General features: G+C 60.7%; 14 protein-coding genes. All 14 read right to left on the reverse strand.

Annotated elements, in window-relative coordinates; all coding sequences use genetic code 11:
• Nucleotides 1-68 precede the first annotated feature (68 nt).
• Nucleotides 69-1,454: a pitrilysin family protein gene (locus tag C5F71_RS13400; RefSeq protein ID WP_104911289.1), complete on the reverse strand. Its 1,386-nt coding sequence runs from the start codon at nucleotides 1,452-1,454 to the stop codon at nucleotides 69-71.
• Between the two features lie 190 nt (nucleotides 1,455-1,644).
• Entirely contained in the window at nucleotides 1,645-3,303 is a 1,659-nt protein-coding gene (locus tag C5F71_RS13405; protein ID WP_029290400.1) for a Na/Pi cotransporter family protein, read from the reverse strand.
• Nucleotides 3,304-3,595: 292 nt separating this feature from the next.
• The gene (locus C5F71_RS13410) at nucleotides 3,596-4,363 is read right to left on the reverse strand and encodes a TerC family protein (RefSeq protein WP_104911290.1); all 768 of its coding nucleotides are present in this window, start codon (nucleotides 4,361-4,363) and stop codon (nucleotides 3,596-3,598) included.
• Between the two features lie 65 nt (nucleotides 4,364-4,428).
• Nucleotides 4,429-5,736, reverse strand: a complete 1,308-nt coding sequence (locus C5F71_RS13415) for a CitMHS family transporter (RefSeq protein WP_070995498.1) — start codon at nucleotides 5,734-5,736, stop codon at nucleotides 4,429-4,431.
• A gap of 376 nt (nucleotides 5,737-6,112) precedes the next feature.
• The gene (locus C5F71_RS13420) at nucleotides 6,113-8,074 is read right to left on the reverse strand and encodes a DUF4105 domain-containing protein (RefSeq protein WP_092232534.1); all 1,962 of its coding nucleotides are present in this window, start codon (nucleotides 8,072-8,074) and stop codon (nucleotides 6,113-6,115) included.
• A complete protein-coding gene (locus C5F71_RS13425) occupies nucleotides 8,071-8,391 on the reverse strand; it encodes a DUF2388 domain-containing protein (protein WP_029290409.1) in 321 nt (106 codons plus the stop codon). Before C5F71_RS13425 ends, C5F71_RS13420 begins: the two co-directional genes overlap by 4 nt.
• A gap of 26 nt (nucleotides 8,392-8,417) precedes the next feature.
• On the reverse strand, nucleotides 8,418-8,726 hold the full coding sequence (locus C5F71_RS13430) for a DUF2388 domain-containing protein (RefSeq protein ID WP_029290411.1): 309 nt from the start codon (nucleotides 8,724-8,726) through the stop codon (nucleotides 8,418-8,420).
• A 186-nt stretch (nucleotides 8,727-8,912) separates the two neighbouring features.
• Nucleotides 8,913-9,233, reverse strand: coding sequence for a DUF2388 domain-containing protein (locus C5F71_RS13435; RefSeq protein WP_029290413.1), 321 nt, complete (start codon nucleotides 9,231-9,233; stop codon nucleotides 8,913-8,915).
• 315 nt (nucleotides 9,234-9,548) lie between these two features.
• Nucleotides 9,549-9,764: a DUF1127 domain-containing protein gene (locus tag C5F71_RS13440; RefSeq protein WP_007911656.1), complete on the reverse strand. Its 216-nt coding sequence runs from the start codon at nucleotides 9,762-9,764 to the stop codon at nucleotides 9,549-9,551.
• Nucleotides 9,765-10,082: 318 nt separating this feature from the next.
• A complete protein-coding gene (locus C5F71_RS13445; protein ID WP_092232542.1) occupies nucleotides 10,083-11,576 on the reverse strand; it encodes an acetyl-CoA hydrolase/transferase family protein in 1,494 nt (497 codons plus the stop codon).
• 180 nt (nucleotides 11,577-11,756) lie between these two features.
• Complete coding sequence (locus C5F71_RS13450) at nucleotides 11,757-13,193, reverse strand: NAD(P)(+) transhydrogenase (Re/Si-specific) subunit beta (protein ID WP_029290421.1); 1,437 nt, start codon at nucleotides 13,191-13,193, stop codon at nucleotides 11,757-11,759.
• On the reverse strand, nucleotides 13,193-13,513 hold the full coding sequence (locus C5F71_RS13455; protein ID WP_003233786.1) for an NAD(P) transhydrogenase subunit alpha: 321 nt from the start codon (nucleotides 13,511-13,513) through the stop codon (nucleotides 13,193-13,195). The genes C5F71_RS13450 and C5F71_RS13455 overlap by 1 nt, the downstream gene beginning before the upstream one ends.
• A 15-nt stretch (nucleotides 13,514-13,528) precedes the next feature.
• Entirely contained in the window at nucleotides 13,529-14,650 is a 1,122-nt protein-coding gene (locus tag C5F71_RS13460; protein ID WP_029290427.1) for a Re/Si-specific NAD(P)(+) transhydrogenase subunit alpha, read from the reverse strand.
• A 447-nt stretch (nucleotides 14,651-15,097) separates the two neighbouring features.
• On the reverse strand, nucleotides 15,098-15,997 hold the full coding sequence (locus C5F71_RS13465; protein ID WP_104911291.1) for a LysR family transcriptional regulator: 900 nt from the start codon (nucleotides 15,995-15,997) through the stop codon (nucleotides 15,098-15,100).
• Nucleotides 15,998-16,098: the final 101 nt, after the last annotated feature.

Raw genomic sequence — 16,098 nt, forward strand, 5'->3', positions numbered from 1 at the left:
CGGCAGTTCGCAGTCTTTGTAGGAAAAAATCCCAGACAGAATAACGTCTTAGCCTGTGGATAGGCGTGTCATTGCACAATTGCTTTGCGATAACGGCGCAGCCCAATCAGCACAATAGCAATCAGCCCCAGCACGCCTGCGGCGATCCAGCCCAGGGCGTCGTAACTGAGCAGCGGTTTTTCGATGCGCCAGTAGCCCTGCTGGTTGAACAGCTGGCGCATGGCCTGATTGGTTTGCGCCAGGCTCACGGCCTTGAGGCGCTTGGCCGGGTCGCGAAGATGCCCGTCGGCGTAGTCGGCCAAGGCGCCCCAGTAGTAGTCGGCCAGCGCGCTATTGCCCTGCACGGCCCAGGCCTGGCGGTCGATGGCGGCTTGTTGCAGGCGGCTGAAGGTCGCCGGGTCGAGGCCGTCCTCAAGCAGCCTGGTCTTGAGGCTTTCAAGAACGCGTTCGGCCTCGGGCAGGTTATCGCGGTCAAGGTCCGCGTTGAGGCTCATGAACCCCACGCCGCCCAGCACTTCGCGCTCGCTCCATGGGCCGTAGGACAGGCCATGCTGCAGGCGCAACTGGCGATACAACGCCCAATCCAGGTAGTCCTTGAGCAGGTCGTAGGTGGCATCGTGCTGCTCGTCCAGCGTGGGTTCGGGGAACAACCAGTGCAGCTTGGCGCCATCGCCGACCCAGCCACGGATCAGGTCACGATGGGTCGCTGCGGCGCCCAGGGTTTGCGGCAACGCCCGGTGTTCGCTGGGGTCGACCGGCTCGAGTTGGCCGTAGGTGCGCTCCAGATAGGCCGGCAGCAGTTTGTCGAGGTCGCCGACGATGATCAGGGTCATGTTGTTGGGGGCGTACCAGGCCTGGCGCACGCTCTGCAGTTGCGCGCGGGTCAGGTGTTCGACTTCGGCCCGCTCGGCGCATTTGAGGCCCAGTTCCACCGCCAGTTGATTGCTGGCGTTATGGCCCAGGTCCTGGCGATCCAGCAGGCGTTGCAGGTGTGAATAGTGACCCCCATCTTCGCGCTCCACCACCTGCTTGGCGGCGTTGATTGCGGCGTCGCTCAGCTCGGTCCGGGTCAGGATCGCCTTCAGCAGGTCCAGCACCTTGCGCTGGTTGCGCGCCGGGGCCTCGATGACGAAGGTGGTGTCGGCATTGCTGGTGTAGGCGTTCCACTCCCCGCCCAGGGCCTGCATCTGTTCTTCCAGCTCGCCTTCGCCGCCGCCATCGATGCCGCTGAACAGCAGGTGTTCCAGCAGGTGCGGCAGTTCTTTGTCTTCGCAACTGAAGTCATCCAGGCCTACGCCGACCACCAGGCGGATCGCCACGTGCCCGCGCTCGGTGCCCGGCTTGAGCAGCAATTGCAGGCCGTTGGGCAACATGTAGCCTTCGACCTGCAAGCGATCAAAGGCAGAGGCGTGGGCCGAGCCTATGAGCAGGCAGGCGAGTAGCAGGCGACGCATAACGGGGTTCCTAGCGAGCAATAACGGTTGAAACTGGCTTTTTGTGGGAGCGGGCTTGCCCGCGATGCGCGCACTCGGTGAATCAGTTACACCGCAGTGATGCTATCGCGAGCAAGCTCGCTCCCACACAAGCCCGCTCCTACATTGGGTAGGTGGTGTTTTTAACTGACTCCCGGGGTGTGCGGTTCGTTCAGGGCGAATGGGTGATGTCGGCAATATTGTCCACCGCCAACGCACCGGTCTCGGAGGTTTCCAGCACGACATAGGCACTGCTGCAAAACAACGAGTTCAGGCGCTTCATGTCGGCAATCAGCTCCAGGTGCAGGGAACTGGTCTCGATGCTTTGCACGATTTTGCGTTGCAGGCGGCTGACGTGGGCGTGGGCCAGGCGCCGTTCCTGGGCGCGGAAGCGGCGCTTCTCGCGCAGCAACTGGCGGGCGCTTTCCGGGTCGGCGCTGAGGAACACCGACAGGCCCAGGCGCAGGTTGGAGATCAACTGGCTATGCAGGCCGGCCAGTTCTTCGAGCCCGACTTCGGAAAACGAGCGGCGCTGGGAGGTTTTCTGCTGCTGGACCTTACGCAGCATACGTTCGATCAAATCGCCGGCCAGCTTCAGGTTGATCGACAGCTCGATGATTTCGGCCCAGCGTCGGCTGTCGTGTTCGCTGAGATCTTCGCGGGGCATTTGCGCCAGATACAGCTTGATCGCGCTGTAGAGTGCCTCGACGTCATCACTGAGGCTGCGCATTTCCTGGGTGATGGCGGTTTGTTTGCCGCGCAGCACTTCCAGCATGGCGGTCAGCATGTTGTCGATCAGGTCCCCCAGGCGCAGGGTTTCCCGGGCGGCGTTGGCCAGGGCCAGGCTCGGGGTGGTCAGCGCCGTCGGGTCCAGATGACGGGGCTTGGCCAGGCCATTGGCCTCCGGGCGCTCCGGCAGCAGCCAGGCACACAGGCGCGCCATCGGGCCGATGGTGGGCAGCAGGATCAGGCAGCGGGTGACGTTGTAGAGCAGGTGAAAGGTAATGACCATGCCTTGGGCGCTGTAGTCCAGGGTGTCCATCCACAGCACCAGCGGGTCCAGGACGGGAATGATCAGCAGCAGGCCGATCAGCTTGTACAGCAGGCTGCCCAGGGCCACTTGGCGGCCGGCGGCGTTTTGCATGCTGGTGCTGAGGAACGCCAGGACGCCGCTGCCGATATTGGCCCCGATCACCAGGCCGATGGCCACATGCAGGCCAATCACCCCGGCACCGGCCAGGGTTGCGGTCAGCAGCACGGCGGCCAGGCTGGAGTAGGAAATCATCGCAAACAGCGCGCCCACCAGGGCGTCGAGCAGGATGTCACCGGTCAGCGAGGCGAACAGCACCTTGACGCCCTGGGCCTGGGTAATCGGCCCGGCGGCTTCGACAATCAGTTGCAGGGCGAGAATGATCAGGCCCAGGCCGATACCGACCCGACCCATCTGCCCGGCGCGCGTCTGTTTGCGCGACAGGAAGAAGATCACCCCGAGAAAGATCAGCAGCGGCGACAGCCAGGACAGATCCAGGGTCAGCACCCGTGCCATCAGCGCGGTACCGACATCGGCGCCGAGCATGGTCGCCAGGGCGGGCGTCAGGCCCATCAGGCCCTGGCCGACAAACGAGGTCACCAGCATCGCCGTGGCGTTGCTGCTTTGCACCATGGCGGTGACCAGGATCCCGGCAATGAACGCCAGCCAGCGTCTGGCCATGTTCTGCCCGATGACTTGGCGCAGGTTGGAGCCGTAGACCCGCAGGATGCCGGTACGGACGATGTGCGTGCCCCAGATCAGCAAGGTCACGGCGGAAAGAAGATTGAGCAGGGTCAGCATGCTCGGCCCCCTGTATTGAGTCGTGCTCCAAGTGGAGCAAAAAGTGCCGCGTGCCGTTTTGTGTTGTGTACTTAAGCTGTAGTTGGCGAACGGCCTGTGCGCCAGCATCGCATAGCTAAAGTCGGCTTTGAAACAAAACTGTCATGAAATCAGCTTTTTGCAGGCGCCTGAAACGACTGTAGGAGCGAGCATGCTCGCGAAGAACTCAAGGGCAGCGCGTGCAATCAGGCAGCACGCGTTACCGTTGGCGTTTTTCGCGAGCACGCTCGCTCCTACAGGTGTTGCCCGCGGGTTATTGGCCCGGGATGTCCTTGCGCAGTTTCACAGGATCCTGCTGCTTTTTCTTTTTCGCGATGGCGGTCCGCATCTTGATGTTGACCGCTTCTACCGCCAGGGAGAACGCCATGGCGAAGTACACGTAGCCTTTTGGCACATGCACGTCGAAGGATTCGGCGATCAGCACGGTACCCACGATCAGCAGGAACGACAGCGCGAGCATTTTCAACGATGGGTGCTTGTCGATGAACTCGCTGATGGTGCCTGCGGCCAGCATCATCACCAGGACCGCAACGATGATCGCAGCGACCATGACCGGTACGTGGGAAACCATACCCACGGCGGTAATCACCGAGTCCAGGGAGAACACGATATCGATGATGGCGATCTGGATGATGGTGTAGATGAACTTGCCACCCTTGCCTTTCGGCTCCTCATGGGTTTCGTCTTCACCTTCCAGGGCGTGGTACATCTCCTGGGAGCTTTTCCACAGCAGGAACAGGCCGCCGAAGAACAGGATCATGTCGCGGCCGGAAATACCCTGGCCGAACACCACGAACAGGTCGGCGGTCAGTTGCATGACCCAGGTGATCGACAGCAGCAGCAGGATCCGGGTGATCATGGCCAGGGCCAGGCCGAAGATCCGGGTGCGCGCTTGCATATGCTTGGGCATACGGCTGACCAGGATCGAAATCATGATGATGTTATCGATGCCCAGAACGATCTCAAGAGCCGTCAGGGTGAAGAAGGCAATCCAGATCTCCGGATTGGTCAGCCATTCCATATGTGTTCCTTTGCGCGAGTGTTAGACCGCGCCGGCAGGAGGGCCGGCGCAGTGGGTTGTTACGATTATAGAGTGCTGAACAGCGGGAATGTGCCCAACAGCAATGCGGCGACCATTATGCACAGGCACACCAGCACTGCCCACTTCAGGGTGAAGCGCTGGTGATCGCCAAATTCGATACCGGCCAGGGCCACCAGCAGGTAAGTCGACGGCACCAGCGGGCTGAGCAAGTGGACCGGCTGGCCAACAATCGAGGCACGGCCCATTTCTGCGGCGGTGATGCCGTAGTGGCTGGCGGCTTCGGCCAGTACTGGCAATACGCCGTAGTAGAACGCATCGTTGGACATGAAGAAGGTGAACGGCATGCTCACCAGCGCAGTGATCACCGCCAGGTACGGGCCAAGGGCTTCAGGGATGACGGCCAGCAGGCTCTTGGACATGGCGTCGACCATGCCGGTGCCCGACAGAATGCCGGTGAAAATACCTGCGGCGAAGATCAGGCCGACCACCGCCAGCACGCTGCCCGAGTGGGCGGCAACGCGGTCTTTCTGCTGTTGCAGGCACGGGTAGTTGACGATCATCGCGATACTGAAGGCCACCATGAACAGCACCGGCAGCGGCAACAGGCCGGCGATCAGGGTGCACATCAGGGCCAGGGTCAGGGCGCCGTTGAACCAGATCAGTTTCGGGCGACGGGCATCCGGGAACTGTGAGACGCTGATTTCGCTGTGATCGATTTCATCGCCTTGCAGGTGCAGTACGCCGAGTCGGGCACGTTCGCGCAGGCCGTACATATAGGCAATCACCAGGATGGCCACTACGCCGGCGGCCATGGCGGGGATCATCGGTACGAAGATGTCCGATGGGTCCACGTGCAGGGCACTGGCGGCGCGAGCGGTCGGGCCGCCCCAAGGGGTCATGTTCATCACGCCACCGGCGAGGATGATCAGGCCGGCCATGATTCGCGGGCTCATGCCGATGCGCTTGTACAGCGGCAGCATGGCGGCCACGCAGATCATGTAGGTGGTGGCGCCGTCACCGTCCAGGGACACCACCAGCGCCAGCACGGCAGTACCGACCGAGACTTTCAGCGGGTCGCCCTTGACCAGCTTGAGGATCTTGCGCACGGCCGGGTCAAACAGGCCGGAGTCGATCATCAAGGCAAAGTAGAGGATGGCAAACATCAGCATCACGCCGGTAGGCGCCAGCTTGGTGATGCCTTCGAGCATCATCGGGCCGATCTTCGGCGCAAAGCCACCGAACAGCGCGAACAGGATAGGCACGATGATCAGGGCGATCAGCGCCGAGAGGCGCTTGGTCATGATCAGGAACATGAACGTGATGACCATGGCAAAGCCAAGGAAAGTCAGCATAGGAATACTCCAGGCGTAGCGCGGCTAGGGAATGGCGAACCGGGTTGGGGTCAGCGCAGAACGAAAAGCGCGAGGCGTACGGGGGGAGTCGGGAAAAACAGGCGGGTACGAGCGGACATCAGCATCACCATTGTTGTTGTTAATTGGGCCCCTGGGCATGAAAACGCTCAGGTTGGCCAACCGGTCTATTGCCGGTAGTGAGGGCGATCCTAATCGCGAAAGCTTTCAGCCAGCTTTCGCTGGAAAAACAGGTTTCAGGTGGATGAGGTTCACTGTAGGAGCGAGCTTGCTCGCGAAGGTCGTGAACGATAAGGCGCGTTTGCCGGGTAAACGCGGTATGTTCGGGTTTTTCGCGAGCACGCTCGCTCCTACGGTTTTAAGGCAGTTGCAGCCCGCCAGCGGCCTTGTGCAGCGCGCGCAGATGTTCGCCAACCTGCTTGAGATTGGCCTCGCATGCGGCGATTTCCGCAGCGCGCGAAGGCTCCAGCAGCGCCCTCACCTCTTTATCCAGGTCGCCGGTCAACGATTGCAGCTGTTTCTGGCGCAAGGCGCTTTCTGATTCCAGGCGCTGCCACTCCTTGGGTTGGGGCAATCCATAACCGCTGCTGCCGAGCAGTTCCGCCGGGCGGCTGAGGAAGCCGCTGTTGGCAAGGATCTGCTGCAGCGTGGCATCGGCCTTGGCCATGCCGCCGTTCTTCAGTTCACGGGCGCCGAGGTAGCGTTGCTTGACCTCGTCCTGGGCGAGCATCAGTTGCTTGCGAAAGCTGGCCTGTTCCAGCAGCAGCAATGCGGCGCTGGTGCGCAGGTCGGCCTTGTCGAACCACACCCTGCGTTGCTCGGCGCTCAAGGTCAGCCAGTCTTCGACCTGGGTCTGCGGGATCGGCAGGTGCTTCTTCAGCACCTCGAACATCGCCTGGTAGCGCTCACGGAAGGAGTCGAAGTGATAGCCCAGGCGCAAGGCCTCACGGCGGTCGTCCAGCACGCTGGTGTCGGCCAGCCCACGGGCCTTGAGGACTTCCAGCAAACCATTGGGGGTGATGTTGTCCAGGGCTGTCAGTTGCGGGTTGGCGCTGCCGCTGCGCAGCAGTTTCAGGCCTTCGACGGCGCAGTTGTTGGAGAGGAAGTAGTAATTGCCGTCGTAGCTCCAGTGCATTTCGGCGGCGTGTTCGACGGTGTCGTTGATCTCCTGGCGCGTGAGAATCAGGGGCACGGAAGCCAGGCCACGCAGTTCGGTCTTGGTGTATTCGTCGATCACCTGGGCCAGGGGCAATACGAACAGGCGCGATGGGTACTTGCCTACCAGGCCGTCCCAACTCGACAGTTGTACGTCGCCGACAAATGCGCGATAGGACAACACCAGGTGCTGGTCCAGGTCCAGGCGGCAATCCGGGCCACGTGGGCGGCCCGGCGCACAGATCACCAGGCGCAGCATGCTGTGGCCCCAGCGGCTCACCAGGTTCTGGTTGGCTTCGGCCAGCAGGTAGTCGATGGCGTATACGCGTTCGGGGTCGACTTGGCCCAGGGGCGTCTTGGCAAAATCGTTGCCGGCATTGAGGAAGGCGAAGGTGTTGGCACAAGCGTCCTTGGCTGGCGGGGCCCAGCCGAAGTGTTGCTGGTAGTAACGGTACAGCGCGGGACGGCGGCACGCGTAGCTCGGGTCAAGGAGGAAGTACTCCATGTTGACCGCGACGAATTCCTTGGGGTTGGTGATTTCGTAAAGGTCCGGGCTGCGGGCCACTTGCCGATTGTGCTGCTCGCGCTCGCCACGGCGGCCGACGTATTGCGGCCAGCCGGCCAGGTCAAGCAAGCGTGGATCGTCGCTGAGCGTGAAGCGCCGGTCATTCTGGCCACGGCATTGATCGGGCAGGCCAACCAGGCCGGTGATGTTGTTCTGGCGGCTGCAGCGTCGGATCAACGAGCGCTGGTCCGTGGGCCACAGGCGCGCGCGATCATAGATATGGGTCAGTTCATGCAGAACGGTCGCGAGCAATTCCCGGCGCACGGTGCCGTGGGGGCGCTGGGTCTGTTGGGTGGCGGCGGTGCCGTCAGTAAGGCTGGCCAGCAGTTTGCGATTGAGGTCCAGTTCAGCGACCAGCGACGCCTGGCCATAGGCATTGGCGGGCATGTCGTCGGTCCAGCCGACGTCGATGCGCCGGTCCAGTTGCTCGATGAAGCGCGGCGGCAGCGCCTGCATCGCTTCATCCAGCAATGCCTGGCTGGCCTGCTGTTGGGCCGGGCTCAAGCCGTCGGTCTTGAGCCGCAGTTGCAGGCTGGCCTGGGCGGCGCTGGCAGCCAGCAGTACCGTCGCAGCCAATAGCCAGGCGGTGAAGCGCCTCACAATGCGAGGATGGCTTCGGCGAGGACCTGGTCGCTGGCGTCGCGGGCTTCTGGCACGCGGGTTCGCAGGGTGTCGAAGGCGGCCTCCAGTTGCGCGCCGCGGATATCGCCATTGCTGGCGACAAAGCTGGCCGCGTCATCGTGGGCTGCGCGCACGACTTTGGAGTCACGGATGGAGGTGGTGGTGTCCGAGGTGAAATCAATGGTGCGGCCGAAAGCACGAACAATGATGTTACTGGTGGCCACGAGGGTTTGTGCCTGGGCGATATCTGCCAGCAGGAACAGGCCGAGAGCAGCTGCGATCAACGGGCGACGCATGGAATGACTCCAAAAGGTAAAGATGATTATTGGACGAGAATTGCCTGGGCCAGTTCAAGGTCACTGGACTTAAGTTTTGGCTCGGTGCGACGCAGGTAATCCAGCGCGCTCTCCAGCCGGGCGCCCCGCCATTGGCCGTCAGTGGCAATAAACACAGCAGCGTCATCCTGGGCTGCCAGTATCAATTTACGATCGAACGGCGCCGAGGTCACTTTACTGGTGGCATAAGCGCTGGCGACGACGCCTTGGGTGGACAGATCAAAGGCCTGGGCCGGAGCGGCGCCGCAGATGGCAAATACTGTGGGAGCAATCAACAAACGGTATGAAAAAGCCATGGGACTCGACAACTGAAAACGAGCGCCAAGGCTAGCGCAATGCCCGGGCGAGAGCCAGCGAGCAGGCCGACTACTGTAGAAGCGAGCTTGCTCGCGAAGAACCTGAGAGCGCAGTGTTTTAGCCGTGAGCCCCGCGTTATCGTTCGCGATCTTCGCGAGCAAGCTCGCTCCTACAGTGAGTCAAGGTCAGATGGCGAGGATCGCCTGGGCCAGTTGCGCGTCGGTAGCGGTGTTGAGTTGGGGGGCTTGCTGGCGGATCTGCGCCAGGGCGCTTTCCAGCTTCACGCCACGGATCGCGCCTTGGCTGGCAACGAAGCTGGCGGCATCGTCGCGTGCTGCGCGCACGACTTTATTGTCGCGAAGGGACGATGTGGCATCGGAGGTGGCGTCGGAAGTGGCTTTGAGCGCGCCCACGATCGAGTCGGTGGTCACGATCAGGCTGGTGGCGCTGGCATTGGCAGCAACGGCAAGCAGGGCTGCAGCGCTTAGCAAACGAAGACGGGACATGGGTGGCTCCTGTGGATGAGACGAACTGATGACGCGATAGTAGCTGGCGCCTATCTGTTCGGGTAGTACGCAGTGGGAAGTCGCTGCCTGAAAAGGGTGATTGACCGCTACAAATTAAACCGATCCAAAATTGTACTGGTCTGTGTTTGCGTTTTTTAAACTGTACTTGTTGGCGTGCTGGAAAAGGCCGTCAAGCAGCCTTTTCCGACCGCCCAGAACAACAAAACCCGCCTCCGGTTACCCGGGGCGGGTTCTGCTACAACAATTCGGGGTGCTGGCGGTGGACCCGGTAGGTCAGGGCCAGCGGGCGCTAAATCAGCGCCAGAACGGCTTGCTCAGCTCTTCGTAGCGTTGAGCTTCGCTGATCCCGGCATCGGCCAGCAGACGCGAGTCCAGACGAGCCAACTGGTGGCGGCTGGAGATGCGGCGCTGCCACAACATCAGGTTGGCGATAACGCGCAGAGGCAGGGAAGCCTGGGTGTTGACAGCTTTATCTTCGAAGAACAGTTCGGAACTGAGTGTACGTTCCATGATGACATCCTTCCGCTTGTGGCGGGATTAGGTAGTGGTTTAACTGATGCCAATGATCCTCCTCCGGCGCAAGACTCTCTAGATACAGTTCACCTGTATTGTGAGGGGCCAGTTAACTGTTTATAGGGGCTGTACTGTACAGAAATGGGGCAACTGTACCTGTCGGCACTGATTTGGTGCGTTTTAGGTGTTCTTGGAAGGATTTGTAGGGTTTTACGGTAGGAAATGACCGGTACAGCAGTACAGTTTTTTCCATATGAGTCGCAAGCAGATCCGGGCGAATACAACTGTGTTTGCATCCGCCCGGGTCTGTGTTGATCAACCTTTGAGCATATGCCCGGTTTCTTCCAGGTTGATGTGCCAGCTCAGGGCTTCGCGCAGAATATGCGGGGTGTGCCCGCCGATGGCGCAGGCGGCGGTGTAGTAGTTGTTGAGGGCGTCGCGGTAGTCAGGGTGTACGCAATTATCGATGATTACCCGTGCCCGCTCCCGTGGCGCCAGGCCGCGCAGGTCGGCCAGGCCGATCTCGGTCACAAGGATGTCGACGTCATGCTCGGTATGGTCGACATGGCTGACCATCGGCACCACGCTGGAAATCGCCCCGCCCTTGGCAATGGACTTGGTGACAAAGATCGCCAGGTGCGCGTTACGGGCGAAATCCCCCGAGCCGCCGATGCCGTTCATCATCCGCGTGCCGCAGACGTGGGTGGAGTTGACGTTGCCGTAGATGTCGAATTCCAGCGCAGTGTTGATACCAATGATGCCCAGGCGGCGCACCACTTCCGGGTGATTGGAAATTTCCTGTGGGCGAAGCACCAGCTTGTCCTTGTAACGCTCCAGGTTGCCGAACACGTCGGCATTGCGCCGCTGCGACAAGGTGATCGAACTGCCGGAGGCAAAGCTCAGCTTGCCGGCGTCGATCAGGTCGAAGGTCGAATCCTGCAGCACTTCGGAGTACATGGTCAGGTCTTCGAACGGTGACTCGATCAGGCCGCACATCACCGCGTTGGCAATGTTGCCAATCCCAGCCTGCAGCGGGCCGAGCTTGTTGGTCATGCGCCCGGCATCCACTTCCTGCTTGAGGAAGTTGATCAGGTGATTGGCGATCCACTGGGTGTCACTGTCAGGCGGCGTCACCGTGGAGGCGGAATCAGCCTGGTTGGTGATGACGATGGCGACGATCTTCTCTGGCGGGATCGGGATCGCAGTGCTGCCGATACGATCATCTACCTTGACCAGCGGGATCGGGGTGCGGGTCGGGCGGTAGGTCGGGATATAGATGTCGTGCAGGCCTTCCAGATTCGGGTTGTGCGCCAGATTGATCTCGATGATCACCTGCTTGGCAAAAATCGCGAAGCTGGCCGAGTTGCCCACGGAGGTCGTAGGCACGATATGGCCTTGCTCGGTGATGGCCACGGCTTCGATGACCGCGATGTCCGGCAGCTTGAGCTGGTTGTTGCGCAGTTGTTCGACGGTTTCCGACAGATGCTGGTCGATAAACATCACTTCGCCGGCGTTGATGGCCTTGCGCAGGGTGCTATCGACCTGGAATGGCATGCGACGCGACAGCACGCCTGCTTCGGTCAGTTGCTTATCCAGGTCGTTGCCCAGGCTGGCGCCGGTCATCAGGGTGATTTTCAGGGGCGAGGTCTTGGCACGCTCAGCCAGGGCGTGGGGCACAGCCTTGGCTTCACCGGCGCGGGTAAAGCCGCTCATGCCGACGGTCATGCCGTCCTCGATCAGGGCGGCAGCATCGGCGGCGCTCATGACCTTGTTCAACAGCGAAGGCAAGCGGATACGATCACGGTACATGGATTGTTATCTCGGGCAACGGAGGCAAGGTGGGCAGTCTAGTGATTTCAAAGGCTTTCGTCCCGCTACCATGGTCGAATGCCAGGTGGCGATTTAGAGCCTTTGGTCGGGTTTTTCCCGTTAATAAAAAACCCCAGCCTACGGGAGGCCGGGGTTTTGGGTATTGCGCTGGAGCAGTGTTTATTCGACGGCCTTGACCATGTCTTCGATGACCTTCTTGGCATCGCCGAAGACCATCATGGTTTTGTCCAGGTAGAACAATTCGTTATCCAGGCCTGCATAACCGCTGGCCATCGAGCGCTTGTTGACGATGATCGTCTTGGCCTTGAAGGCCTCGAGAATCGGCATGCCGGCGATCGGCGATTTCGGATCGTTCTTGGCGGCCGGGTTGACCACGTCGTTGGCGCCGAGCACCAGCACCACGTCGGCCTGGCCGAACTCGGAGTTGATGTCTTCCATCTCGAACACCTGGTCATAAGGCACTTCGGCCTCGGCCAGCAGCACGTTCATGTGGCCAGGCATGCGGCCGGCGACTGGATGGATCGCGTACTTCACGGTGACACCGCGATGGGTCAGCTTCTCGGTCAGCTCTTTAAGGGCGTGTTGCGCCCGCGCTACTGCCAGGCCATAGCCCGGCACGATGATCACGGTGTCGGCGTTGGTCAGCAGGAAGGTGGCGTCGTCGGCCGAACCGGACTTCACCGGGCGCGCTTCTTTCGAGCCCGCTGGCCCTGCCGCATCCGGCGCGTTGCCGAAGCCGCCGAGCAGTACGTTAAAGAAGGAGCGGTTCATCGCCTTGCACATGATGTACGAGAGGATCGCGCCGCTTGAGCCCACCAGGGAGCCGGCGATGATCAGCATCGAGTTGTTCAGCGAGAAGCCGATCCCCGCTGCAGCCCAGCCGGAATAGCTGTTGAGCATCGAGACGACCACCGGCATGTCGGCGCCGCCAATCGGGATGATGATCAGCACGCCCAGCACAAAGGCCAGGGCCAGCATCACGGCGAAGGCAGTGAGGTTGCCGGTGAACATGAACACCAGGCCCAGGCCTAGAGTGGCCAGGCCCAGCACCAGGTTGAGCTTGTGCTGGCCGCCGAACTGTACCGGTGCGCCCTGGAACAGGCGGAACTTGTACTTGCCCGACAGCTTGCCGAAGGCAATCACCGAGCCGGAGAAGGTAATGGCACCAATGGCTGCGCCGAGGAACAGTTCCAGGCGGTTGCCCGCAGGAATCGCATCGCCCAGTTGCTTGACGATGCCCAGCGATTGCGGCTCGACCACTGCGGCAATGGCAATGAACACCGCGGCCAGACCGATCATGCTGTGCATGAAAGCGACCAGCTCCGGCATCTTGGTCATTTCTACGCGCTTGGCCATGATCGAGCCGGCGGTGCCGCCGATCAGCAGGCCGACAATCACGTAGCCGATGCCCGCAGTGGCGAGCTCTGCACCGAGCTTATAGATGAGGCCAACGGTGGTGAGTACCGCCAGGGCCATGCCGAGCATGCCGAACAGGTTGCCGCGTCGGGATGTGGTTGGGTGCGACAGGCCTTTGAGGGCCTGGATGAAACAGATCGACGCGATCAGGTAGAGCGTCGTAACGAGGTTCATGCTCATTACTTCTGCACCTCTTCTTTAGCCTTGGGCGCTTTCTTCTTGAACATCTCAAGCATCCTACGGGTAACCAGGAAACCGCCGAACACGTTAACGGCAGCCAGGGCCACGGCCAGGGTGCCCATGGTCTTGCCCAGCGGCGTGACGGTGAGTGCAGCCGCAAGCATGGCGCCAACGATCACAATCGCCGAGATTGCGTTGGTCACCGCCATCAATGGCGTGTGCAGTGCGGGGGTGACGTTCCAGACCACGTGATAACCGACATAAATCGCCAGCACGAAGATGATCAGGTTGTAGATACCGGGGGAGATAAGCTCTTCCATCGTCTGAATCCCTGCTTAGGCGTTTTTGCGGATGACTTGGCCGTCGCGGCACATCAGGCACGCGGCGACGATGTCGTCTTCGAGGTTGATTTCAAACTGCCCTTCCTTGGTGAAGACCAGCTTCAGGAAGTCCAGCAGGTTGCGCGCATACAGGGCCGAGGCATCGGCAGCGACGGCACCGGCAAGGTTGGTCGGACCGCAAATGGTCACGCCGTGTTGCACGACCACCTGGTCGGCGACAGTCAGCGGGCAGTTGCCTCCCTGGGCCGCGGCCAGGTCGATCACCACGGAGCCTGGCTTCATCTGGGCGACGGTTTCGGCGCTCAGCAAAGTCGGGGCCTTACGACCCGGGATCAGGGCGGTGGTGATGACGATATCGGCTTGCTTGGCGCGCTCATGCACGGCCAGGGCCTGGCGCTGCATCCAGCTGGTGGGCATGGGGCGCGCGTAACCGCCGACGCCAACGGCGCATTCGCGCTCTTCGTCGGTCTCGTAAGGCACGTCGACGAACTTGGCGCCGAGGGACTCAATCTGTTCCTTCACGGCCGGGCGTACGTCGGACGCTTCGATGACTGCACCCAGACGCTTCGCCGTAGCGATGGCTTGCAGGCCGGCGACGCCGGCGCCGAGGATCAGCACGCGGGCGGCTTTCACCGTGCCGGCGGCGGTCATCAGCATGGGCATGAAGCGCGGGTAGTGATGGGCCGCCAACAGCACCGCCTTGTAGCCGGCAATGTTGGCCTGGGAGGACAGCACATCCAGGCTCTGCGCACGGGAGGTACGCGGGGCGGCCTCCAGGGCGAAGGCAGTGATGCCATGTTCGGCCAGCCGGGTGATGGTTTCGTTGCTGAACGGATTGAGCATGCCCACCAGCACGGTGCCGCTTTTAATCAGCGTCAGCTCGCTGTCGCTGGGGGCGACCACCTTGAGAATCAGCTCGGCGCCAAACGCCTCGCTGGCACTGCCAATGGTTGCGCCTGCCGTTTCATAGGCACTGTCCACGACACTGGCTTTGACACCTGCACCGCTTTGTACAGTGACCTTATGGCCCTGGCCGATCAGCTTCTTGATGGTTTCCGGGGTTGCAGCAACCCGCGTTTCACCGGTCTGGGTTTCGAGAGGAACACCAATGTGCACGTCAAATCTCCTGCATGATCTTTTTGCTTTTGATTTTTGTAAAAAGGCCAGTGCGCCGCGAGTGGCGCAACTGGGGCGGCCGATCAGCACGACCCCACTGAAATGACAGCAGGGCGCGGCATTTTGCAGGCGAACTTTACGGCCTTCAAGGGATTATGACGGGTGACGAAAAATTAACTACAAGTCACCCTGTGACTGATTGTCGCAATCCCCTGGAATAACCTCTTGAAATACAGGTATTTAAAGGCTTATGGAGGGAAAAGGCGATTTTTGCAATTGTCGACATGAATGGTCGGTCATGGGCGGTGAATAAGCGCTGTAGAGCTTATAGCTATTGGCTTTCAGGCCATTTTTCTGTGGATCGGTACAGTCTGTTTAAAAGCGACATATAGTTATATCTGTAGGGCTTTTGTTTTGTTGACTACAGAGTCAGCAATCTGCGAGCGCCTAGAATTGCCGGCTGTAACGCTGTGCCTGATCAACCAGCCAGTCTCGAAAGGCGTGCAGTGATGCGGATTCGACCTTTCTCTCTGGAATCATCAGGTAATAGGCCTTGCTGCTGGTCAGGGCCTGTTGGTTGACGATCACCAACTGTTTCTCGCCCAATTCCCGCTGAATAAGAAACGGTGGGATCAAGGCAATGCCCATGTCATGCATGGCCGCCTGGGACAGCATGGAGAATAGCTCGTAACGTGGGCCTGTCATGTCCCGAGGGATGTTCAATTGTTGTGCGTTGAACCACTGGCGCCAGGCGTAGGGCCGTGTGGTTTGCTGCAGTAGCGGCAGTTCCGCGATTTCTTCGGCGCTGAAATGCGAGCGCTGCCCAAGCAGTCGTGGACTACAGACGGGCAGTGGGTTTTCACCCATTAACCTGTGGGACTCGGTGCCGGACCAGTCGGCGTCGCCAAAATATATTGCGGCATCGAACTCGGTGTCAGCGAACAGGAACGGGCGGGTCCGGTTGGTCAGGTTTACCGTGACTTCGGGGTGCTGCCGCTGGAAGTCCTTGAGTCGTGGGATCAGCCACTGGGTACCGAACGTGGGGACCACCGCCAGTTCGATCACATTGGCGCCTTGCTGGCCCATCACTGACAGGGTGTCGCGTTCCACGGCGTCGAGTTGCGTTGCCACTCGCCGGCTGTAGGAAAGCCCGGCTTCCGTGAGCTTTACTCCGCGTCGCGAGCGCCGAAACAGTTCGACACTCAAAAACTCCTCAAGGCCGGCGATCTGTCGGCAGATCGCGCCCTGGGTAATGGAAAGCTCCTGTGCGGCCTTGGTAAAGCTCTCGTGGCGGGCCGCCGCTTCAAAACTAACCAAGGCCGTGGTGCTGGGGATCTTCCTGCGCATGTACCGTACCCTCACTAATAAAAGGCGGTTTTGCCCTTCTTAATCGCTACGGAGTGAGAAATTAGCACAAGGCTATGCAAAAACCTCGTTTGCCCTCCTCG

The sequence above is a fragment of the Pseudomonas sp. LG1D9 genome (genome assembly GCF_002949995.1).
GTDB classification, from domain to species: Bacteria; Pseudomonadota; Gammaproteobacteria; order Pseudomonadales; family Pseudomonadaceae; genus Aquipseudomonas; species Aquipseudomonas proteolytica.

Coding starts and splice junctions, on each gene's coding strand:
- C5F71_RS13400 (WP_104911289.1), bottom strand. CDS start 1,454: ATGCGTCGCCTGCTACTCGCCTGCCTGCTCATAGGCTCGGCCCACGCC.
- C5F71_RS13405 (WP_029290400.1), bottom strand. CDS start 3,303: ATGCTGACCCTGCTCAATCTTCTTTCCGCCGTGACCTTGCTGATCTGG.
- C5F71_RS13410 (WP_104911290.1), bottom strand. CDS start 4,363: ATGGAATGGCTGACCAATCCGGAGATCTGGATTGCCTTCTTCACCCTG.
- C5F71_RS13415 (WP_070995498.1), bottom strand. CDS start 5,736: ATGCTGACTTTCCTTGGCTTTGCCATGGTCATCACGTTCATGTTCCTG.
- C5F71_RS13425 (WP_029290409.1), bottom strand. CDS start 8,391: ATGCGTCGCCCGTTGATCGCAGCTGCTCTCGGCCTGTTCCTGCTGGCA.
- C5F71_RS13430 (WP_029290411.1), bottom strand. CDS start 8,726: ATGGCTTTTTCATACCGTTTGTTGATTGCTCCCACAGTATTTGCCATC.
- C5F71_RS13435 (WP_029290413.1), bottom strand. CDS start 9,233: ATGTCCCGTCTTCGTTTGCTAAGCGCTGCAGCCCTGCTTGCCGTTGCT.
- C5F71_RS13440 (WP_007911656.1), bottom strand. CDS start 9,764: ATGGAACGTACACTCAGTTCCGAACTGTTCTTCGAAGATAAAGCTGTC.
- C5F71_RS13445 (WP_092232542.1), bottom strand. CDS start 11,576: ATGTACCGTGATCGTATCCGCTTGCCTTCGCTGTTGAACAAGGTCATG.
- C5F71_RS13450 (WP_029290421.1), bottom strand. CDS start 13,193: ATGAGCATGAACCTCGTTACGACGCTCTACCTGATCGCGTCGATCTGT.
- C5F71_RS13455 (WP_003233786.1), bottom strand. CDS start 13,513: ATGGAAGAGCTTATCTCCCCCGGTATCTACAACCTGATCATCTTCGTG.
- C5F71_RS13465 (WP_104911291.1), bottom strand. CDS start 15,997: ATGCGCAGGAAGATCCCCAGCACCACGGCCTTGGTTAGTTTTGAAGCG.